Below are 20,920 nucleotides of genomic sequence, written 5' to 3'. Positions count from 1 at the left end.
GTTTAGTCTCGGGTGTCCGTCGCCAGCCGTTGGGCCATGAAGTGGAGGGCCGGAAACAGCAAGGCCCAGAGCAGTGCGATGCCGATCAGCGTCGGTGCCTGGCCGTAGGGGAATTGAACGCCTGCCAGTTTTCCACCGGCGTAATACGATACCGCTCCACCCACGGCACCCAGTACGCTGGCCAGCCACCAAGGGCTGGCGCTCCACTGCAAGCAGTGGCGCAAGGTGGTTGCCAGTAGTGCCCACAGCAACATAAGCCACAGCGGAATCAAGGGCGAGACGTCCGCGAACTCGAAAACACCCAGCCAGCGCAATGAGCTGTCCACGGTGGTGCCGAGCAACACTACGCTGAGAATCAGCCGGCCTTCATCGGCCCAATGACTTATCCACAGCAAATGAATCACCAGTGCTGCCAGCGCTACCAACAGCCACAGGCTGTCGCCGCCCGCCACGCAGGCAAACCAGCCGAGCTGAAACAGCACGGCGTTGGCCAGACGTTCAAGCATCGAAGCGGCCAAGCAATGGCGCCGGCATTGCGCAAGGTTTGGCCAGCAGCAATTGCGCCGTACCGATGGTGCGCTCAAGGAAGCCGCCTTCGCAGTAGCACAGGTAAAACTCCCACAGCCGCAGGAAGTAGTCGTCGTAGCCCAACTCAGTCAAGCGACTGTGCGCATGGCGAAAATTCTCATGCCACAGGCGCAGCGTCCGCGCGTAGTGCAGGCCGAAGTCCTCCATGTGCAGCAGGTTCATGTCGGTGTCGCGGCTGACAACTTCCAGCATCTTTTGCACACAGGGCAGGGCGCCGCCGGGGAAGATGTAGCGCTGGATAAAGTCGACATTGGTTTTGGCTTGTTCGTAACGCTGTTCGCGGATGGTGATTGCCTGCAACAGCATCAAACCGTTGCTTTTGAGCAAATGCGCGCATTGCTTGAAGTACGTTGGCAGGAAGCGATGACCCACCGCCTCGATCATCTCGATCGACACCAGTTTGTCGTACTGGCCGGTGAGGTCGCGGTAATCCGACAGCAGCAACGTGACCTGATCCTGTAGGCCGAGGGCTTCGATGCGCTTTGCGGTGAAGGCGAACTGCTCTTTGGACAGCGTGGTCGTGGTGACTTTGCAGCCATAGTGCTGCGCCGCGTAGAGCGCCATGCTGCCCCAGCCGGTGCCGATTTCCAGCAAGTGATCGCTGGGTTTCAGCGCAAGTTTCTGGCAGATCCGTTCCAGTTTGTTCAGTTGTGCTTGCTCCAGGCTGTCCTCGGGGCTAAGGAATTGCGCCGCCGAATACATCATGGTCGGGTCCAGAAACTGTTCGAACAAGTCGTTGCCCAGGTCGTAGTGCGCCGCAATATTTTTCTGCGAGCCCTTTCGGGTGTTGCGGTTGAGCCAGTGCAGGCCTTGAACGAAGGGGCGCGTGAGTTTTGCCAGACCGCCTTCCAGCGCATCCAGCACCTCCAGGTTGCTCACAAACACGCGGACCACCGCGGTCAGGTCCGGCGAACTCCAGTAACCATGGATGAACGCCTCGCCGGCGCCGATTGAGCCGCTGCTGGCGACCAAGCCCCAGGCGGCGGCATCAAGGATATGGATCTCCCCCGTGAGATGACTGCCAGGCGTGCCAAACACATGCCGTTCGCCGTCTTCGATGACCACCAGTTGCCCATGCTTGAGATGCGCCAACTGACGCAGCACGCCGCGCCGAAGCAGCGACCCGGTCAATCCGTTGGCGCTTATCAGATTGGCTTTTGCCGTAACACTAGAGGATTTCATGGCGGCGATCCTTTGGGGGGACGATGGCGGTTTTAAAGCTGCCATCGGCAGCTTGATGAGCAAAAATCGGTATACGTTTGAGCAACAGGCGCACGGCCTGCCAATAGATCGCCAGGCAGGTTTTCGCGGTCATCCACGGAAACTTTCGCAGGTAGCGATGCAGGCTGCTGCGGTCTAGGGGTTCACGTTGCAGGCTGAGTGTTGCGTCGAATAGTTTCAGCTCGCCCTGCCAGTCCGCCATGTGTACGCCAAGCCTTTGCGCGGCGGGGCTGAAGCTCATGCGGTATTCGAGGTCACGTGGTAAAAATGGCGACACATGAAACGCCTTCGCCACGGCAAAGTGCTGATGGAAATCGCTCAGATCTTGCGGGGCTTTGGCCGGCAACACGTAGTGATAGCGCTCGCGCCATGGGGTGTTGGTGACTTCGCAGAGAATCGCCGCCAGTTGGCCGTCGGCCTCATGGCAGTAGAAAAAACTCACCGGATTGAACGACAGGCCCCAACTGCGCGCCTGTGTCAGCAGGCAGATCGAACCTTTCGGCTCGTGGCCGATGGCGAGGGCGACTTGCTGGCGTACCGCATCGATCAAGCGCATGCCGGTGCTGGTGAAGGCTTTCAGGTAGTCGTTTTCACGAAATGAGAACGGTGAGAAGCGGCTGTTACCTGACAACGGTGACAGCCCAAGTACGGCATCCTGTTCGTCGAGGTCCAGGTACAACAAACCAATCCGGTAGCGGAATTGGTGAGTCTTTGGCGCGAATCGCCGATGGGCGATCCAGCCGCTGTAGAGCGCGCTGTTCACAGGGTTTCTCCAAACGACTGGGCAACCCGCAAGGCACTGACTACGCCGTCTTCATGGAAGCCATTGGCCCAATAGGCGCCGCAGTAATAGGTATGTTGAGCGCCGTTCAACTCTTCCCAGCGAGCCTGTGCCGCAACGGCCGCCAAACTGTATTGCGGGTGGGCGTAGGTGTATTTGGCGAGCACCTTAAGCGGATGGATACCGGCACTCTGATTGAGGCTGACGCAGAACGTGGTGTCGCTGTGGATGCCTTGCAGGATGTTCATGTCGTAGGTGACCGCCGCCAACGCATGACCAGGTCCACCCAAGCGATAGTTCCAACTGGCCCAGGCGAGTTTCCGCTCCGGCAGCAGGCGTATATCGGTGTGCAACACGACTTCGTTGTCGGCGTAAGGCAGGGCGCCAAGGATCGACTGTTCCGCACTGCTGGGGTCGGCCAGCAGGTTGAGCGCTTGATCGCTGTGACAGGCGAACACCACTTTGTCGAAGCGCTCGCTGCCGATGGCGCTGTGGACAACCACACCGTCCTCGTCGCGTTCGACTCGGGATACCGGGCAATTGAGGCGAATTCTGTCTTTAAAAGAGGCGGTCAGCGGCGCCAAATATGCACTCGATCCGCCTTCGATGACGCACCACTGCGGACGATTGCTGACGGACAACAAGCCATGATTTTTAAAGAAACGCACAAAGAACTGCAACGGAAAACCCAGCATGTCGGCCATCGACATTGACCAGATCGCCGCGCCCATCGGCACGATGTAGTGCAGGATGAAGCGCTCCCCGTAGCCGCCAGCCTTCAGGTATTGATCGAGGGTGGTGTCGGCGGCGATCCGCTGTTCTGCCAGGTCCCGCTGCGACTCTTTGTTGAAGCGCAGGATGTCGCGCAACATGCCCCAGAACCCCGGCGACAGCAAATTGCGACGCTGGGCGAATAGGCTGTTGAGGTTGTTGCCGTTGTACTCAAGACCAGAGTCAGGGTCGGTCACCGAGAAACTCATTTCTGTCGGTTTGAAACCCACCCCGAGCTGACCTAACAGGCGAATGAAATTCGGGTAGGTCCAGTCGTTGAACACGATAAAACCAGTGTCCACGGCGTAGCGCTGACCATCGACGGTCACTTCCACGGTGTGGGTGTGGCCGCCGACCCAGTCGCCGGCCTCGAACAAGGTGATGTCGTGTTGGCGGTTCAGCAGGTAGGCGCTGGTAAGGCCCGAGATCCCGCTGCCGATAATGGCGATTTTCACGGTTTATCCTTAATCGGTGCCGGACTGCGTAGCATTCGCTTGCCGATCGCCAGCTTCCATCGATTGGGCATTTTCGACAGCGGCCAGAGCATGGCCATGAACAGCGCCGGAAAGGCGATCTCCAGTGGCCGATTTTTGAGCTTGGCGAAAATGTGCCGTGCGGTTTTTTCCACTGGCCAGCTCAGGGGCATCGGGAAATCGTTTTTTGCGGTCAGCGGTGTATCGACAAAGCCTGGGCTCACCACGGTGACTTCGATGCCTTCCGGGGCGAGATCAATGCGCAGAGATTCGAACAGGTAACGCAGCCCTGCCTTCGAGGCGCCATAAGCTTCGGCGCGTGGCAGCGGCAGGTAAGTTACCGAACTGGAAACCCCTACCAGATGCGGCGCTGTGCCGGCCCGCAACAAGGGCAGGGCCGCTTCGATGCAGTAGCTGCTGGCGAGCAGGTTGGTGCGGATCACGTGTTCAATGATCGAGGCGTCGAACTGCTGCACATCGACGTATTCACAGGTGCCAGCGTTCAGGATCACGGTGTCCAGCGAGCCCCAGGCTTCGGTAATCTGTTCGCCGATTTCACGCACGGTCTGGCTGTTGGTCAGGTCGCCGGCCACCACCAGCACCTGCCCCGGATAGCGCTGTGACAAAACCTTGAGCGGCGCCACCGAGCGCGAACTGACGGCCAGGTGGGCACCGGTTTTCAGTATTTCTTCGGCCAGTGCGGCACCAATGCCGCTACTGGCGCCGGTCAACCAATACCGCCGAGCAGGTGTAAGATTCATCCCATTCTCCTTTTCAGCCAGGCAATCGCGCGGCCCAACACGGGTAGATGTTCATAAAGCATTGCTCCGGCATCGAAGTAATCCCGGTGACGATAAACCTTGTCGCGCCAGCGCAAATGCGAGCAGCCGTCCACCCGAATCAACCGGCCGCCGGCCAGGCGTGGATGGCGATAACTCATCACCCAGCGCAGATATCCTTCGCCTTCAGCAATCTGGTCGAAGCCGTGAAAATCGAAACGCAGGTCGTTGACGTTGGCGTAGAGCTCGGTGAAGTAGCTGCGCAAATGCGCCAGCCCCTGCACTTCATGCAGCGGATCGGTGAACTGCACGTCGTCCGTGTACAACTGATCGAGGCGTTGCAGATTGTTCTTGTTGAGGTCGGCGAACTGGCGCGCAAAGCGCCGCAGGAAATCACTCATGGCCACCCCCCACTGCTTGCCGCGAAGGCAGGTTCTTGAACGCTGCCAGCGCCCGTTGGCGAGACTTGCCCAGGTCGACGATTGGCGATGGGTAGTCCGCCACGCCGAACAAACCGCCGACGGTGGCCGGGTTGTGTACTTCCTTCTTGTTCAGCCCTGCCAGCTCCGGCAGCCAGTGCTTGATGAACACACCGTCGGCGTCGAATCGTTCCGATTGGCTCAATGGGTTGAAAATACGGAAGTAAGGCGCCGAATCGGTACCAGTAGAGGAACTCCACTGCCAGCCGCCGTTGTTGGCCGCCAAGTCACCGTCGATCAAATGCCGCATGAAAAAGCGCTCGCCTTCACGCCAATCAATCAGCAGGTTCTTGGTCAGGAACATCGCCACCACCATGCGCAAGCGGTTGTGCATCCAGCCGGTTTCCAGCAACTGGCGCATGGCCGCGTCGATGATCGGCAGCCCCGTGCGCGCCTGTTGCCAGGCCGCCAACTCGTCCGGGGCTTCACGCCAAGCCACCGCGTCGGTTTCCGGGCGGAAGGCGCGGTGTCGTGAAACGCGGGGATAACCGACCAAAATATGTTTGTAGAACTCGCGCCACAGCAGCTCATTGATCCAAGTCACGGCGCCGACGTTACCGCTTTCAAATTCACCCTGATTACTTTGCAGGGCGACGTGCAAGCACTGGCGCGGGGAGATGACACCTGCCGCCAGATAAGCCGAGAGCTGGCTGGTGCCAGGTTTCGCCGGGAAGTCGCGCTCGCTTTTGTAATAATCGATTTGCGCGTCGGCGAAAGTTGCGAGGCGACGTTGGGCTTCGGCTTCACCGGCGGGCCACAGGGCTTGCAACGTGGCGTCAGGTGTTTCGAAGTGTTCGACACGGGTCGCGATGGCATCGCTCGGCAGGTGCAACGGTGCCTGAGCAACAGGGGCGCGTACCAGGCCCGGCACTGAACGGTGCAGGCGCTCGTAGCACACTTTGCGGAACTGGCTGAAGACCTGGAAGTAAGTCCCGGTTTTGGTCAGTAACGTGCCTGGCTTGAAAAACAATTGATCAAGGTAGCTATGGAATTCGATGTCGCTACGGTCGAGTAACTGCGCCACTTGCGCGTCACGCCGGGTTTCATGAATGCCGTACTCCTCGTTAACGTGTACCGCGCCGACCTTTAACTGTTGGCACAGATCGAGCACGACCTGTGGCGCGTCATCCCAACGTGGGGCGTTGCGGATCAACAAGGGAATGTTCAGTTCGCCCAGCGTGCGGCTCATCTCGTTCAGGTTACGCAGCCAGAAATCCACCTTGCACGGCGCGTCGTCATGTTCCAGCCACTGCTGCGGGCTCAGCAGGTACACCGCGGCGCACGGGCCGCGAGCGGCGGCGGCCGAAAGGGCGGTGTTGTCGTGTACGCGCAAATCGCTGCGCAGCCAGATCAGTTGCATGGTGGTTTCCGTCGTCGACATTAAATGAGCCCGCGCTGAACCAGCTCCTGATGAGCCGACAAGGGATCTTCGGCCAGGAACAAATCAGTGATCTCGGTGGTTCTTACGGATAACTCGGTGTGGTGGATGCATACCGTTGGTCCGACTATTACTTTTGGGCAACTGACGCCACTTAAAAGTTTCGGCAACTGCGCCAGGTTCATGGCTTTACTGGAATACAGCAGCACGCCGCGAGCTTGCAGGTGATCAACCGCCAGTGCCAGTTCGCCGACCGGCAATGGCCAATCGAACACCTCCACCGGACAATCGGCGCTGCTGATTAACCAGGCGGTGAGCCACAGGTGCGGCTCTAAGGGCAGATCCGAATGATTGATCAACAGCAGCGGAGCGGTGCGTAACTGACGGTTGTTATGGTAGATGCGTGCGCCGAATTTGCTGCGCAACCAGGAATAAAAGAACACTCGTTCCATCTGCGCGCCGAACTGGCCTTGCCAGCGCTGCTCCAACTCTGCCAGCAATGGCATCAGCAGTTGTTCGCACAACGTGCGCGGTGGGTACAGCGCCATGGCCTGGTTGACAGTGTCGTCGAGGGTGCGCTCATCCAATTGAGTGACCGCTTGCAGCAAGGTGTGATGCAGCAGTTGCCAGTCATTTTCAGCCGAGTCGGTGAAGGCCTGTGGCGTATCGAGCAACTGCTTGACCTGGCTCACTGCCACGCCGCGATTGAGCCACGTGAGGATCGTCAAAATGCGTTGGACGTGTTCGGCCGAGAACAGCCGATGACCCTTTGGGGTGCGCTGGGGAACGATCAACCCGTAACGCCGCTCCCAGGCGCGCAGGGTGACGGCGTTTACACCCGTCTGCCGGGCCACTTCGCGGATCGGCAGCCAGCCTTCGTCCAGCGCCTTTTTAAAGTCGACGCCAAGGTCTTCGTCGCGACTGTTATCGGGTGTGGTTTTCATTTAGATCGCATTTCGCAGGCTGAGGTTTTCCGGGTGCGGTTGCAGGTAAACCTGTTGCGCAATGTAAGGATGGGGGTGTTGGCGAAAGTAATGTTTGAGCAGGGTCAGTGGCACCACCAACGGCACGATGCCGTGACGGTACTGACCGATGATGTGCTGCACTTCCTGCTTGTCTTCAGGGCTGATGGCCTGCTTGAGGTAGCCGCTGATGTGTTGCAGGACGTTGGTGTGAGTGCGGCGGGTGGCGCATTTCTTCAACGCTTCCATCAGTTCGCTGAAATAGCGTGGGCCGAGCTCTTTTGGGTCGGTCTGGCCCATGTTGCCCAGTAGGGCGCCCAGGGTTTTGTATTGCACCGGGTTATGGGCCATCAGTAGGTACTTGTAGCGCGAGTGAAACGCGATGAGGCCGCGACGGGTTAGGCCTTCTTTGAGCAATTGCTGCCAGGCGCTGTAGGCGAATACGCGGGTGAGAAAGTTTTCGCGCAGTACCGGATCATTCAGGCGACCATCCTCTTCCACCGGCAGGTCAGGGTGTTCGGCACAGAAGGCCTGGGCGTAGATTCCGCGACCACCGCCGTCCACTGGAGCGCCGTTGGCGTGGTAAACCTTGACCCGCAGCAGCCCGCAAGACGGCGATTTCTGCATGAAGATGTAGCCGCAGATGTCATTCAGTTCGACGGCCATTTTCTGGCCGTATTCGGTGAGCGGCTGAGTGACGTTCAGCTCGCGGTTCACCGTGCCGACGGCCTCGGGGTGTTCAGCATCGCCTACCAGACGAATCGGTTCCCGGGGGATCCCCATGCCGATAGCGACCTCGGGACAGACCGGGACGAAATCGAAGTAGTCAGTGAGCGTTCGGCTGCACAGCCGAGATTCCTTGTGACCGCCGTTGAAGCGTACTTCGGCGCCCATCAGGCAAGCGCTGATGGCAATTTTTGGTTTCGCGGTGGAGTCGAGCATCGGGGCACCTCGAATCTAAACCTGTACAGAAATTAGGCTCTGTACAACATACGGCTTATCATAGATTCAAAGGTGTACAAGTCAAAGTATTTGTATAGGTTTTTCTCGAGAAGCGTTAAATCCTTTGCGAAAACACGCGTGCTTCCCCTGGGTTTACTTCCAGCCCAACAACCAGGTGTCGCTGTTTTTCAAGGTTTGCCAGGCCATTCGCTCTGTGCGTTGGGTCAATACCGCCTGCAACTCGACTTCCAGCACCGTGCCTTCCTCATCGCGAAACAGCTCAGTGACCAGGAAATGCTTTTCACGGTTTTGCGGTTGGGCTGCCGTCCATTTTGACAGCAGCAGTTTTGCCGGATTAACGCGATTCACTGTAAGTGCTCGTGTAAGCGGCGAGCGGCTTCCTGGCCACTGAGCCAAGCGCCTTCTACACGCCCGGACAGGCACCAGTCGCCACACACGTACAAACCCAGGTCGGCGTCCGCCAGCGCGCCCCATTCATGGCTGCTGGCCGGGCGAGCGTAGAGCCAGCGATGAGCAAGGCTGAAGGTGGGCGCCGGCATTGCGCTGTGCAGCAGCTCGGCGAAGGCGCCGTGCAACTGTTCAATCACCGCTTCTTTTGGCAGGTCGATATGTTGGCGACTCCAGGCGCTGGTGGCGTGTAGCACCCACGTGTCGAGTCGATTGTCGCGCCCTGGCTTGCTGCGGTTGCGGGCCAGCCAGTCGAGGGGGCTGTCTTGCACGAAGCAGCCTTCCATGGGCGTATCCAATGGTTTGTCGAAGGCCAGGGCGATGGCCCAGGTCGGGTCCATTTTTACCCCGGCGGCGGCCCCGGCAAGTTTTGGCGCTGCCGCCAGCAGTGCGGTTGCTTGAGGCGCCGGAGTCGCGATCACGACGTGGCTGAAAGGGCCGTGGGTGAAACCGTCGGCGTCCTGCAAATGCCAGTGCTCTTCACCGCGATAGACTTCGGTGATGCGGCAGGCGAAGTGCGCTTCCAGGTCGCCGAGCAGGCCGCGAGTGATGGCGCTCATGCGTGGTGTGCCAACCCAGCGTGTCTGCTCGTCCGGCGATAGATTCAGCTGCCCGCCCTGGAAGGTGTAGAGCTGCGGCGTCCACTCCGCGACCCAGCCGTTGGCTTGCCAGCGTTGGACCTCGGTGACAAAGCGCCGATCGCGTGCAGTAAAATACTGCGCGCCCATGTCCAGAGCGCCCGCATCGCTGCGTTTGCTCGACATACGCCCGCCGCTGCCACGGCTTTTATCGAAGAGTTGAACGGCATGCCCGGCCTCTGTAAGGGCTTGGGCGGCGGAAAGTCCGGCAATGCCGGTGCCGATGATTGCGATTGGTACAGTCATAGGGGCCTCGTTTACCTTTATGTACAGATTACGCCGTGCTTTAAACCTGTACAATATTGTTTTTTGGTATAACTTTTAGCGTTCTCGTTCTGACAGCTTGGCCTATTGTTAACAATAGAGCCTGCTCGATGCCAAAGATCCCTGTTTTAAAAATAGACTAGTGATCCGGGTAAAACGCCACGCGAGGAAGATGTCATGCACATATTGCTGACCGGCGGTACTGGTTTGATAGGACGTCAACTCTGCCGACACTGGTTGAGTCAGGGGCACCGGCTTACGGTCTGGAGCCGTGATGCGCAAAAAGTCGGGAAAATCTGCGGTGCGCAAATCCGCGGTATTACCCGTCTGGAAGACATTGGCCAAGACACCGTCGATGCCGTTATCAACCTGGCCGGGGCGCCGATTGCGGATCGGCTGTGGACGCACAAACGCAAAGCGTTGCTCTGGAGCAGTCGCATTACGCTGACTGAAACCCTGCTGAGCTGGCTTGAAAGTCGCGAGCAGAAACCCAGGGTGCTGATCTCCGGTTCTGCGGTTGGCTGGTACGGCGACGGTGGCGAGCGGGAACTGAACGAGGACTCGCCCCCGGTCAATGAGGATTTCGCCAGCCAGTTGTGTATTGCCTGGGAAGAAACCGCACAGCGCGCCGAGGCGTTGGGTATTCGCGTGATTCTGGTGCGTACCGGGTTGGTGTTGTCGGCGGAGGGCGGTTTTTTAGCGCGGCTTTTGCTGCCGTTCAAGCTGGGGTTGGGTGGGCCGATTGGCAACGGTCGGCAGTGGATGCCGTGGATTCATATCAAGGATCAAATCGCCCTGATTGATTTTCTTCTGCATCACGACAACGCTGGCGGTCCCTATAATGCCTGCGCGCCAAAGCCGGTGCGTAATCGCGAGTTCACCAAAACCCTGGGCAATGTCATGCACCGTCCGGCGTTCATGCCGATGCCGGCCTTTGCGTTGAGGGTGGGTCTGGGCGAGTTGTCATTGCTGTTGCTGGGTGGTCAGCGAGCGATACCTGCGCGCTTGCTGGACGCCGGTTTTACTTTCCAGTTCACTGATTTGCGCGCGGCGTTGGACGACCTGTTCAGCCGCCCTGAGAAATAGGATTTTGCATGACCGATCACGCGTTGCTTCTGGTCAACCTGGGCTCGCCTGCCTCCACGTCGGTGGCCGATGTGCGCAGTTACCTCAATCAATTTTTGATGGATCCCTATGTAATCGACGTGCCGTGGCCGGTGCGCCGCTTGCTGGTGTCGCTCATCCTGTTCAAGCGCCCGGAGCAGTCTGCGCACGCCTACGCATCGATTTGGTGGGAGGAGGGTTCGCCGCTGGTAGTCCTCAGCCAGCGCTTGAAACAGGCCATGACCGCCCAGTGGACCCAAGGCCCAGTGGAGCTGGCGATGCGCTACGGCGAACCGTCCATTGAATCGACGCTGTTGCGTCTGGCTGCTCAAGGTCATAAGAAAGTCACCTTGGCGCCGCTTTATCCGCAGTTTGCCGACAGCACCGTGACCACGGTGATTGAGGAAGCCCAGCGGGTGGTTCGAGACAACAAACTCGATGTGCAGTTTTCGATTCTCCAGCCGTTCTACGATCAGCCGGAATACCTCGACGCGCTGGTGACCAGCGCCAAGCCGTATCTGGAACAACCTCACGATCACCTGTTGCTGAGCTTTCATGGTTTACCGGAGCGGCACCTGACCAAGCTCGATCCGACCGGCCAGCACTGCTTCAAGAATCAAGATTGCTGCAAGAATGCTTCGCCGGCCGTATTGGCGACGTGCTATCGCGCGCAGTGCCTGCGCACCGCGTCCGAATTTGCCAAGCGCATGGGCTTGGCGGATGGCAAGTGGTCGGTGTCGTTTCAGTCGCGACTGGGGCGGGCCAAGTGGATCGAACCCTACACCGAAGCACGCCTCGATGAGTTGGCCAAAAGCGGGGTGAAGAAGCTCCTGGTGATGTGCCCGGCGTTCGTCGCCGATTGCATCGAAACCCTGGAAGAAATCGGCGATCGTGGACTCGAACAGTTCCGCGAGGCGGGTGGCGAGGAGTTGGTGCTGGTGCCTTGCCTCAACGATGAGCCGCAGTGGGCGAAGGCGTTGAACATTTTGTGCGAGAGAGCACCGCTGGCGTTGTAACGTCCAAAGCGTCGCGGGCACGCGCGCTCCTACACTGATCTTCTATGGGCACACTCGTGGAGAGCGTCCGAAATTAAAGGTAGGAGCGGGCTTGCCCGCGATGGCATTTTTCAGGCGAGGATCAATTCCGCGTCTGCTTACAACAGCGAATCATCCGCCTTCTTGTGCTTCCAGCTGTCATTGCCTGGCAGCAGCAGATTCAAGCCAATCGCTACCACCGCGCACAGCGCGATGCCTTTGAGGCCGAAGTCGTCTGGGCCGGTGCCGGTGCCGATCAGTACGCCACCAATACCGAACACCAGTGTCACCGAAACAATCACCAGGTTGCGCGCCTCGCCGAGGTCAATTTTATGGCGAATCAGCGTGTTCATGCCCACTGCCGCAATCGAACCGAACAGCAGGCACAGAATGCCGCCCATCACCGGCACCGGAATGCTCTGCAACAGCGCGCCGAACTTGCCTACGAATGCCAGGCTGATGGCGAAAATCGCCGCCCAGGTCATTATTTTCGGGTTGTAGTTTTTGGTCAGCATCACTGCGCCCGTCACTTCGGCGTAGGTGGTGTTGGGCGGTCCGCCCAACAGACCGGCGGCGGTGGTGGCAATTCCGTCGCCGAACAGCGTGCGGTGCAGGCCCGGTTTTTTCAGGTAATCGCGGCCGGTCACGCTACCGACAGCAATCACGCCACCAATGTGTTCGATGGCCGGCGCGAGCGCGACGGGGACAATGAACAGAATCGCCTGCCAGTTGAACTCCGGTGCGGTGAAGTGCGGAATCGCAAACCAGGGCGCGGCGGCAATCTTCGCGGTATCAACGACGCCGAAGTAGAACGCCATGGCAAAACCTACCAGTACCCCGGAGATGATGGGCACCAGGCGAAAAATGCCTTTGCCGAACACCGCGACGATCAGCGTGGTCAGCAACGCCGGCATCGAGATCAGCATCGCCGTCTGGTAATGAATCAATTCGGCGCCGTCGCCCGCTTTGCCCATTGCCATGTTGGCGGCAATCGGCGCCATGGCGAGGCCGATGGAGATGATCACCGGACCAATCACGACCGGTGGCAGCAGACGGTCAATGAACCCGGTGCCTTTGATCTTCACGGTCAGGCCGAGGAAGGTGTAGACGAAACCTGCTGCCATCACGCCGCCCATGGTCGCCGCGAGGCCGAATTGGCCCTTGGCGAGAATGATCGGAGTGATGAACGCAAAGCTCGACGCCAGGAACACCGGCACCTGACGCCCGGTCACGATCTGGAACAGGATCGTCCCCAGTCCTGCCGTGAACAGCGCCACGTTTGGGTCCAGGCCGGTAATCAGCGGCATCAACACCAAGGCGCCGAAAGCCACGAACAGCATCTGCGCGCCCGACAGCACGGTGCGCCAGAGCGGATCGTTGAACTCATCCTGCATGCTCAAGCGTCCTTCTGCTTGGTGCCGAAGATTTTGTCACCGGCATCGCCCAGGCCCGGGATGATGTAACCATGTTCGTTGAGTTTTTCGTCGATGGACGCGGTGTAGATGATCACGTCGGGGTGAGCCTTCTCGACGGCGGCGATGCCTTCGGGCGCCGCCACCAGCACCATGGCGCGGATGTCACGGCAGCCAGCTTTCTTCAGCAGGTCGATGGTGGCAACCATGGAACTGCCGGTCGCGAGCATCGGGTCGATGATCATCGCCAGGCGTTCGTTGATTTCCGGGACCAGTTTTTCCAGGTAGGTGTGAGCCTGCAACGTTTGTTCGTTGCGGGCCACACCGACGGCGCTGACTTTGGCGCCAGGTATCAGGCTCAGTACGCCTTCGAGCATGCCGATGCCCGCACGCAGGATCGGCACTACGGTGATTTTCTTGCCGGCAATTTTCTCGACCGACACGGTGCCGCACCAACCTTCGATATCGTAGGTTTCCAGCGGCAGGTCTTTGGTGGCTTCATAGGTCAGCAGGGCACCGACTTCCTGAGCGAGCTCACGGAAATTCTTCGTGCTAATGTCGGCGCGGCGCATAAGGCCAAGTTTATGACGGATCAGCGGATGGCGGATCTCACGGATGGGCATGGGGAAAGGCTCCGGCGGCGGGCAAAAAAACCGGCCTAGATTAATCTATCCGAGGGTGTTGTCCTATAGACATACAGTACGTTAGTCCACAAACGCTTGATCTGGCCGTGCGGGATGCGTACCTTTGCCCGCTTTTCCGAATCCGCCACCCACTTGGAGAGCGCCATGTCCGCTGATCTCGAGCATATCCGTCAAATCATGCGAGAGGCTGACTGCCTGTACACCGAAGCTGAAGTCGAGGCGGCCATCGCCCGCGTCGGTGCGCACATCAATGAACAGCTGGCTGACAGCAACCCGGTGGTGTTCTGCGTGATGAACGGCGGGCTGATTTTCTCCGGCAAGCTGCTGACGTATCTGAATTTCCCGCTGGAAGCGTCCTACCTGCACGCCACCCGCTATCGCAATGAAACCAGCGGCGGCGACCTGTTCTGGAAAGCCAAGCCGGAAGTCTCGTTCATCGACCGTGATGTGCTGATCATCGACGACATCCTCGACGAAGGTCACACCCTTGGCGCGATCATCGATTTCTGCAAACACGCCGGTGCGCGCAAGGTGCATACCGCCGTGCTGATCGACAAGGACCACGACCGCAAGGCTCGTCCAGACCTTAAAGCCGATTTCGTCGGTCTGCCTTGCATCGACCGTTACATCTTCGGCTACGGCATGGATTACAAAGGCTACTGGCGTAACGCCAACGGGATTTTTGCCGTTAAAGGCATGTGATTCCCAGCCACATAGCACCTGTATGAGCCTGCTCGAGAGGGTGGTCTGGCATTAACTGATGTCAGCAAACACCACTATCACGAGCACATTGGGTTATTCGTCTTTGAATCCTGGTCCTGTGCTGCGCGCCATTCGTTGATTGTTTTGGTGATGCCTGCGGCCGAAGCGTCAGCTGCTGATTTCGGAGACTGTCATGAGCCGTTTGATCCACCCTTGCGCCGTCCTGTTGCTGGCCCTCAGTCTGCCTCAGGCGGCCGCTGCGGCACCGATGCATGCGCAGTTTTTGCCGGCGGACGAATTGGCCCTGCGTAACGCCGAACCTGAGCAACAACAACTGTTGCAGGTCACCGAGTATTCGGTGGTGGCGGGCAGCCAGCGCCAATCCACTCAACAGCCGATTCCGGTGACGTCACCGCTACTGATCCGGCTCAAGGGCAAGTCCTTGAACAAGGGCGCGAGCATCAATCAAGTGCTGGTCAACTTTGATGGCGAAAGCAAAAGCCTGAAAAAGCCAATCTACGATGAACCGAGTAGAACCCTGACGCTTTACTACCCACTGGCCCAGTACCGCGCAGTGATTGATTTGCTGCGCAACGACACGGTGTATTGCCAGTTCCTTAGCTACGCCAACGGCCATGTCTGGGCGGATCTGCACACGGGCACTGTGCGTGCGCGTTGAGCCTGGCGCCAAGGCAGGGGTAAACTGCCTGCCCCGTGAAATGTCTGCGAGCTGGAGTCGGCAATGCGTAAAGATAAGAAACAACTGATTGGTGACGAGATCGGCGATGCGCAGATCAAGCTGTTCCTCGACTTCGAGCCAGTCGACGCCACTTCGCCGTCGCTGCACAAACTGATCAAGGCTTATCGCGGTCTGCGTGTCGATGACTTCGAACGCTTCCTGACGTTTTTCGTTGAGGCCGGGTATGACCTCGATGGCAAGGATGAACACGGTAATGACTTCGTCGCGGTGATCAAGGATCAGCGGAACGCGCCCGAGTACATCGAGCTGATTGCCAAGGCTCGCGGTTAAGGTTATCCCCAGCTAAAAAAACGCCCCGTTCTCAATGTGAAACTCACAATGAGGGCGGGGCGTTTTTTATGACGACCGAATCAGGCGTAGCTTTCGGTCTCGTTACTGGCTGCAACCAGTTCCAGCGCGACGTTGTTGTGCGCGTTGATCTTGCGATACAGCGCCGCGTCAGTTTCCAGAGTCTTTTCCCTCGCCGGGAAAATTTCTGCCAGTTTGCTTGCCCATTCGCCGGCTGCTTTGGCCGGGAAACATTTTTCGATCAGTTCCAGCATGATCGAAACCGTCACCGAGGCACCTGGCGAAGCGCCGAGCAGTGCGGCAAGAGAACCGTCCTTGGCCGCGACCAGTTCGGTGCCAAACTGCAAAACGCCGCCCTTTTTCGGATCTTTCTTGATGATCTGTACCCGTTGTCCGGCCACTTCCAGGCGCCAGTCTTCAGCTTTCGCTTGCGGGTAAAAGCGGCGCAGCGACTCAAGGCGCTGTTCCATCGACTGCATCACTTCACTGACCAGGTACTTGGTCAGGTCCATGTTGTTTTTCGCCACGGCCAGCATCGGTCCTATGTTGCCGGCGCGAACCGACAGCGGCAGGTCCATGAACGAACCATGCTTGAGGAACTTGGTGGTGAAACCGGCGTATGGCCCGAACAACAGGGACTTCTGCCCATCCACCACGCGGGTGTCCAGGTGCGGCACCGACATCGGCGGCGAACCGACCGCTGCCTGGCTGTAAACCTTGGCCTGGTGATGTTTGACCACGTCGGGGTTGTCGCAACGCAGCCATTGACCACTGATCGGGAAGCCGCCGAAGCCTTTGCTTTCTTCGATGCCCGAGGCTTGCAGCAGCGGCAGTGCCGCACCGCCAGCGCCGAGGAAGACGAATTTGGCGTCGACTTCACGGGTGTTACCGTTGTTGACGTCCTTGATGCTGACGGTCCAGCCATGGGCGTTGCGCTTGAGACCTGTTACACGCTTGCAATACTTGACCTGGGCATCGGGTGCGCTGGTCAGGTGCTTGAGCAGTTGATTGGTCAGGGCGCCGAAGTTGACGTCGGTGCCATTCATCACTCGAGTGGCGGCGATGACTTCATCGGCCGGCCGGCCAGGCATCATCAATGGCATCCAGTCCGCCATTTTCGCCTTGTCTTCGGTGTATTCCATGTCCGAGAAAGCGTGGTGTTTGCTCAGCACGTTGAAGCGTGACTTGAGGAAGGACACGCCTTGGTCGCCCTGCACGAAGCTCAGGTGCGGTACCGGGCTGATAAACGATTTGCACGAGCCGAAGGTGCTTTTCTTGGTCAGGTACGACCAGAACTGCTTCGACACCTCGAACTGGGTGTTGATGTGTACGGCTTTCTTGATGTCGACGGTGCCGTCGGTAGCCTGCGGTGTGTAATTGAGCTCACACAGCCCTGCGTGACCGGTGCCGGCATTGTTCCACGGGTTGGAACTCTCCGCGGCACCGGAGTCCATCAGTTCGACGACCTCCAGCTTGATCGCGGGGTCGAGCTCTTTGAGCAGTACAGCGAGGGTGGCACTCATGATGCCGGCCCCAACCAGTACTACGTCGACTGCTTCGTTATGCGCCATTTAACGCGTCTCCAAAATCTTCAGCACCAAATTGTCGGCATAGCTGCCAGGCGTTCCGGGGCGAGTCAGTGATGCCCCAGGTATCCATGGCCAGGATCACCATGTCCGAATCTTCGCAATTTTTCGCAACTTCGACGGACGCTACCGGCCGGGCCTATGAGTGATATGAACTCATTTCAGCACACGGCTGGCAATTCGACTTATGGCCGAGACATCCGTTTGTGCAACCAAATCCGTAGCGGACAGGCTTCAGGCTCCGGTGTTCGAGGCGTACTCGGTCCTGTGTCGTTGGGCTGTTTCAGACGCTAATGGTGCATGTTCAGACGCAAAACTATTCATTTGCTCGCCACACTCTTGTGAAGTTGTGAAAACCCGTTTTTTCACGCTCTTTTGAAGACGTGAACCTCAAAAAAGGGCTGCCCCAGCCTGGCACTGTGCCCAGATGATTGCCGCCTTGGGATACATGGCAGGCAAAACGGGCAAACAGCTCAGTAACCGAGCGTAATGACAGCTCTGCAGATTCGCGAAAAGTGGGGTTTTGCTCAGGAAACAGCAAGCGCACCAGCTTCACTCGATCTGTGTGGGCGGCTCTCTGTGGGCGGTGTTGAGTGTCAATACAAGCGCATTGACGATGCAGCGGGGCCCGATCAGGAGACGTCCTTATAATCGGGGGGAGATTGTAGCGAAGAAACGCGGGGAAATGGTCGTGTTTAATGACTTTTATTAGGCGCTCGGTCAGATGGTCAACAGTTGCTGTGTGCGCGCGCGTGGCTGGGGCTGGGCGATACGGGCGCTGGCGGGCAGCGGCTGGTGCAGCCAATTGAGGCGAATTTCATCGATTTCGACCCAGCCATCGCCCATGGGTTGCAGGCTGCACTGCTTGAATGCCTGGCAGTGGCCGTTGCGGTCGAGCAAGGCAAAGCTACGGTGCAGCGGGCGTGGAGCAAACAGCGAGATGAGATAGCGCATGGCGAATGACCTGTGGGGTGACTGCGCTAAAGGTTGCCAGTGAGGCGTGACGTAGGTGTTTAGGTTGTGTGACAGATAGATGACAGGAACCGGCGGCTGAAGGGTTTGTCAGAGATTTCGGTAATCATTGCAGGACGCTAGTTACCCAAGGTGGCGCGCCGTTATACTGCGGGCCTTGTGCCTGATTCTGGAGAGAAGAGCATGTTGCAACGCCTGTTGTTCGGTTTGATCACTGTGAGCGCTTTGACCCTGGCTGGCTGCGCCCACAGCCCGCAACAACTGAGTCCGGAACCGAAGCTGACGACTCAGTTTGCAGCGGTCGGGCATGGCCAGCAGGTCGTGGTTCGAGTGGTAGACGGTCGTCCATCGCCAACTCTGGGGACCCGTGGCGGTCTGTACCCTGAGACCAGCGCGATCACCGTGCAGGGCGCGCAGATTCTGCCGAAGTTGCAGGCTCAGGCTGAGGCGGCTGTGCGTCTGCTGGGTTTTACCCCCGTGTCCAACGGCATGAATGCGCCGCAATTGACTGTGACCCTGGCCGAACTGAAGTATCAGTCGCCTAAAGAGGGCATGTTTGTGACCGAGGCGACCATTGCCGCGACGTTCCGCTCGGACGTGCAGAATGCCAATCGTCGTTACAGCGGTCGTTACGGTGCGTCGCTGGATCAGCGATTTGGCGTGGCGCCGAACCAGGAAACCAACACCAAACTGGTCGGTGATGTGCTGAGTGATGCGTTGACCCGTGTGTTCAAAGACCCGACTGTGGGTCAGATGCTCGGCGAGTAACGTTTCGCTAGCTTAAAAAAAGCCCGGCCCTGTAAGGGGCTGGGCTTTTTCATGGTGCGCCAGGCATGGCGCGTTGCGCGCAAGCGCAACCAGTTTGGCTGTGGTGGCCACGCTGGTGACTTGGAGGTGCAAGTCCTCTACACACCCGGCAAGGGGAAGTGTTAGCCGAAGGCAAGGGTGTCGCGGGTGACTGCGAATCTGAAGGAAGCCTTAGGCAAAATGCTGGCCTGACGAACAGGAAGCGGATGAGGCGGCGTAGCGGGGTAAGGTGGCCATGATTACCAAAGCCCGATACTTGCACGGAACGCTACGACGTAGATCCGACAGGCATAAGCAGGAAGGTCGCGCGAATTACCTTGGGAGATCTGCACGTTTGCCATTGTGCTACCGAGCGTCGTGAGGCGACGGGATGAGCGTGCAGAAGTCAGCCGAGGCCGTAGTAAGTGACGAATAACCCCGTCACCAAGGGCTGAACAGGTTATGCCGCCAGTAGGCGTCAGAGTCTCGTCGAATGTCGAAAAGCAGAAATTTCTCCGAGGGAGAACTGTGACCCCAAGTTCCGGACAGAATCCGCGGGCGACGGCTGGCAGTGCGCAGGCATCGGCGGCGTCTGTGGCGTGGACGAGCGCGGAGCCGGACACGCTGATGGAGCGGGTGCTTGCACCGGCAAATCTCAAGCGTGCGTATCAACGCGTGGTCAGCAACAAGGGTGCGCCGGGTGCCGATGGCATGACGGTCGACCAATTGGCTGACTATGTGAATCAGTATTGGCCGACCCTCAAGGTGCGGCTGCTGGCCGGCGAGTATCACCCGCAAGGTGTGCGCGCCGTCGAAATCCCAAAACCCAAAGGCGGAACCCGTCAGTTGGGTATCCCCAATGTGATGGATCGCCTGATCCAGCAGGCTCTGCTGCAACAGCTCACGCCAATCTTCGACCCTCTGTTCTCGGACTACAGCTACGGCTTTCGTCCAAACAGAAGCGCTCACCACGCCATCGAAACAGCCCGTGCCCATGTGGCGGCGGGCCACCGCTGGTGTGTGGAGCTTGATCTTGAGAAGTTCTTTGATCGGGTCAACCACGATGTATTGATGGCTTATGTAGAGCGTCAAATCGAAGACAAGCGTGTGCTCAGGCTCATTCGCCGTTACCTCGAGGCCGGCGTGATGTCAGGCGGTATCGCCAGTCGACGGCAGGAAGGGACGCCGCAAGGCGGCCCGCTCTCGCCGTTGCTGTCGAACATCCTGCTCAACGAACTCGATCGCGAGCTGGAACGGCGGGGTCATTGCTTCGTGCGCTACGCCGATGATGCGAACATTTATGTGCGCAGTCGTCGTGCTGGGGCGCGAGTGATGGCCAGTGTTGAGCGTTTCCTGAACCTGCGTCTGAAACTGACGCTGAATCGGGAAAAGAGCCGTGTGGTACGGCCTTGGGCCTGTGACTATCTGGGTTATGGGATGAGCTGGCATCAACAGCCGAGGCTAAGAGTGGCGACGATGAGTCTGGGTCGTTTACGCGACCGACTCAGAGACCTGCTGCGCGGAGCGCGGGGCCACAAGATGGCGAACGTCATCGAGCGGATAAACCCCGTACTACGCGGTTGGGCTGGCTACTTCAAGCTGAGTCAGAGCAAGCGGCCCCTTGAGGAACTGGACGGCTGGGTGCGGCATAAACTTCGCTGCATCATCTGGCGTCAATGGAAGCAGCCCTCTACGAGGGCGCGCAACTTGATGCGCTTAGGACTCAGCGAAGCGCGTGCCTGCAAATCAGCGTTCAACGGTCGAGGTCCATGGTGGAGCTCGGGAGCGCCACATATGAATCAGGCGCTGCCGAAGAAACTGTGGGATGGACTCGGGCTGGTCTCGATACTGGATACGATAAACCGGCTTAGCCGTATAACCTGAACCG

Annotated in this window: 22 protein-coding genes; 7 read left to right on the top strand and 15 right to left on the bottom strand. The window is 58.7% G+C overall.

The window, feature by feature from the left end; translation table 11 throughout:
• Positions 1-2: 2 nt before the first annotated feature.
• From RHM68_RS20895 to RHM68_RS20845, 11 genes are all read right to left on the bottom strand, one after another.
• Complete coding sequence (locus RHM68_RS20895) at positions 3-506, bottom strand: DUF2878 domain-containing protein (RefSeq protein WP_322218700.1); 504 nt, start codon at positions 504-506, stop codon at positions 3-5.
• Complete coding sequence (locus tag RHM68_RS20890; protein WP_322218698.1) at positions 499-1,770, bottom strand: cyclopropane-fatty-acyl-phospholipid synthase family protein; 1,272 nt, start codon at positions 1,768-1,770, stop codon at positions 499-501. The genes RHM68_RS20895 and RHM68_RS20890 overlap by 8 nt, the downstream gene beginning before the upstream one ends.
• Positions 1,757-2,572, bottom strand: a complete 816-nt coding sequence (locus RHM68_RS20885; protein ID WP_322218697.1) for a DUF1365 domain-containing protein — start codon at positions 2,570-2,572, stop codon at positions 1,757-1,759. The genes RHM68_RS20890 and RHM68_RS20885 overlap by 14 nt, the downstream gene beginning before the upstream one ends.
• On the bottom strand, positions 2,569-3,816 hold the full coding sequence (locus tag RHM68_RS20880) for an NAD(P)/FAD-dependent oxidoreductase (protein WP_322218694.1): 1,248 nt from the start codon (positions 3,814-3,816) through the stop codon (positions 2,569-2,571). Before RHM68_RS20880 ends, RHM68_RS20885 begins: the two co-directional genes overlap by 4 nt.
• Positions 3,813-4,595 carry an SDR family NAD(P)-dependent oxidoreductase gene (locus RHM68_RS20875; protein WP_322218692.1) on the bottom strand — a complete coding sequence of 261 codons (783 nt, stop codon included), beginning with the start codon at positions 4,593-4,595 and terminating at the stop codon, positions 3,813-3,815. The genes RHM68_RS20880 and RHM68_RS20875 overlap by 4 nt, the downstream gene beginning before the upstream one ends.
• Positions 4,592-5,014 (bottom strand): nuclear transport factor 2 family protein, encoded by a 423-nt coding sequence (locus RHM68_RS20870; RefSeq protein ID WP_322218689.1) that lies wholly within the window; start codon positions 5,012-5,014, stop codon positions 4,592-4,594. Before RHM68_RS20870 ends, RHM68_RS20875 begins: the two co-directional genes overlap by 4 nt.
• On the bottom strand, positions 5,007-6,452 hold the full coding sequence (gene phrB, locus RHM68_RS20865) for a deoxyribodipyrimidine photo-lyase (RefSeq protein ID WP_322218686.1): 1,446 nt from the start codon (positions 6,450-6,452) through the stop codon (positions 5,007-5,009). The genes RHM68_RS20870 and phrB overlap by 8 nt, the downstream gene beginning before the upstream one ends.
• 20 nt (positions 6,453-6,472) lie before the next feature.
• On the bottom strand, positions 6,473-7,414 hold the full coding sequence (locus tag RHM68_RS20860; protein WP_322218683.1) for a MerR family transcriptional regulator: 942 nt from the start codon (positions 7,412-7,414) through the stop codon (positions 6,473-6,475).
• Complete coding sequence (locus RHM68_RS20855) at positions 7,415-8,374, bottom strand: DUF523 and DUF1722 domain-containing protein (protein WP_322218681.1); 960 nt, start codon at positions 8,372-8,374, stop codon at positions 7,415-7,417.
• Between the two features lie 153 nt (positions 8,375-8,527).
• Entirely contained in the window at positions 8,528-8,743 is a 216-nt protein-coding gene (locus RHM68_RS20850; RefSeq protein ID WP_322218679.1) for a TIGR02450 family Trp-rich protein, read from the bottom strand.
• Positions 8,740-9,726, bottom strand: a complete 987-nt coding sequence (locus RHM68_RS20845; RefSeq protein WP_322218677.1) for an NAD(P)/FAD-dependent oxidoreductase — start codon at positions 9,724-9,726, stop codon at positions 8,740-8,742. Before RHM68_RS20845 ends, RHM68_RS20850 begins: the two co-directional genes overlap by 4 nt.
• A gap of 195 nt (positions 9,727-9,921) precedes the next feature.
• Between RHM68_RS20845 and RHM68_RS20840 the strand changes: the two genes are divergently transcribed.
• Positions 9,922-10,830, top strand: coding sequence for a TIGR01777 family oxidoreductase (locus RHM68_RS20840; RefSeq protein WP_322218675.1), 909 nt, complete (start codon positions 9,922-9,924; stop codon positions 10,828-10,830).
• An 8-nt stretch (positions 10,831-10,838) separates the two neighbouring features.
• Positions 10,839-11,864, top strand: a complete 1,026-nt coding sequence (gene hemH, locus RHM68_RS20835) for a ferrochelatase (protein ID WP_322218671.1) — start codon at positions 10,839-10,841, stop codon at positions 11,862-11,864.
• Positions 11,865-12,001: 137 nt separating this feature from the next.
• Here the strand turns inward: hemH and RHM68_RS20830 are convergent, their stop codons facing one another.
• On the bottom strand, positions 12,002-13,276 hold the full coding sequence (locus tag RHM68_RS20830; protein ID WP_322218668.1) for a uracil-xanthine permease family protein: 1,275 nt from the start codon (positions 13,274-13,276) through the stop codon (positions 12,002-12,004).
• A 2-nt stretch (positions 13,277-13,278) separates the two neighbouring features.
• Positions 13,279-13,917, bottom strand: coding sequence for a uracil phosphoribosyltransferase (gene upp, locus RHM68_RS20825; protein WP_322218665.1), 639 nt, complete (start codon positions 13,915-13,917; stop codon positions 13,279-13,281).
• A 165-nt stretch (positions 13,918-14,082) separates the two neighbouring features.
• Here upp and RHM68_RS20820 point away from each other — a divergent pair, with 165 nt between their 5' ends.
• From RHM68_RS20820 to RHM68_RS20810, 3 genes are all read left to right on the top strand, one after another.
• Positions 14,083-14,640: a hypoxanthine-guanine phosphoribosyltransferase gene (locus tag RHM68_RS20820; RefSeq protein ID WP_322218662.1), complete on the top strand. Its 558-nt coding sequence runs from the start codon at positions 14,083-14,085 to the stop codon at positions 14,638-14,640.
• Positions 14,641-14,833: 193 nt separating this feature from the next.
• On the top strand, positions 14,834-15,319 hold the full coding sequence (locus RHM68_RS20815; RefSeq protein WP_322218659.1) for a hypothetical protein: 486 nt from the start codon (positions 14,834-14,836) through the stop codon (positions 15,317-15,319).
• A gap of 63 nt (positions 15,320-15,382) precedes the next feature.
• A complete protein-coding gene (locus RHM68_RS20810) occupies positions 15,383-15,670 on the top strand; it encodes a PA4642 family protein (protein WP_322218656.1) in 288 nt (95 codons plus the stop codon).
• 80 nt (positions 15,671-15,750) lie between these two features.
• Here the strand turns inward: RHM68_RS20810 and mqo are convergent, their stop codons facing one another.
• Positions 15,751-17,259, bottom strand: a complete 1,509-nt coding sequence (gene mqo, locus RHM68_RS20805) for a malate dehydrogenase (quinone) (protein WP_322218653.1) — start codon at positions 17,257-17,259, stop codon at positions 15,751-15,753.
• A gap of 735 nt (positions 17,260-17,994) precedes the next feature.
• Positions 17,995-18,228, bottom strand: a complete 234-nt coding sequence (locus RHM68_RS20800; RefSeq protein ID WP_322218649.1) for a hypothetical protein — start codon at positions 18,226-18,228, stop codon at positions 17,995-17,997.
• A gap of 201 nt (positions 18,229-18,429) precedes the next feature.
• Here RHM68_RS20800 and RHM68_RS20795 point away from each other — a divergent pair, with 201 nt between their 5' ends.
• A complete protein-coding gene (locus tag RHM68_RS20795; protein ID WP_322218646.1) occupies positions 18,430-19,014 on the top strand; it encodes a YajG family lipoprotein in 585 nt (194 codons plus the stop codon).
• A gap of 480 nt (positions 19,015-19,494) precedes the next feature.
• Positions 19,495-20,916 (top strand): group II intron reverse transcriptase/maturase, encoded by a 1,422-nt coding sequence (gene ltrA, locus RHM68_RS20790; RefSeq protein ID WP_322218644.1) that lies wholly within the window; start codon positions 19,495-19,497, stop codon positions 20,914-20,916.
• Positions 20,917-20,920: the final 4 nt, after the last annotated feature.

The organism is Pseudomonas sp. DC1.2 (assembly GCF_034351645.1).
In the GTDB taxonomy this organism is placed as follows: domain Bacteria; phylum Pseudomonadota; class Gammaproteobacteria; order Pseudomonadales; family Pseudomonadaceae; genus Aquipseudomonas.
Note: the sequence above shows the minus strand (reverse complement) of the source record. Positions and strands in the feature narration are given on the sequence as shown.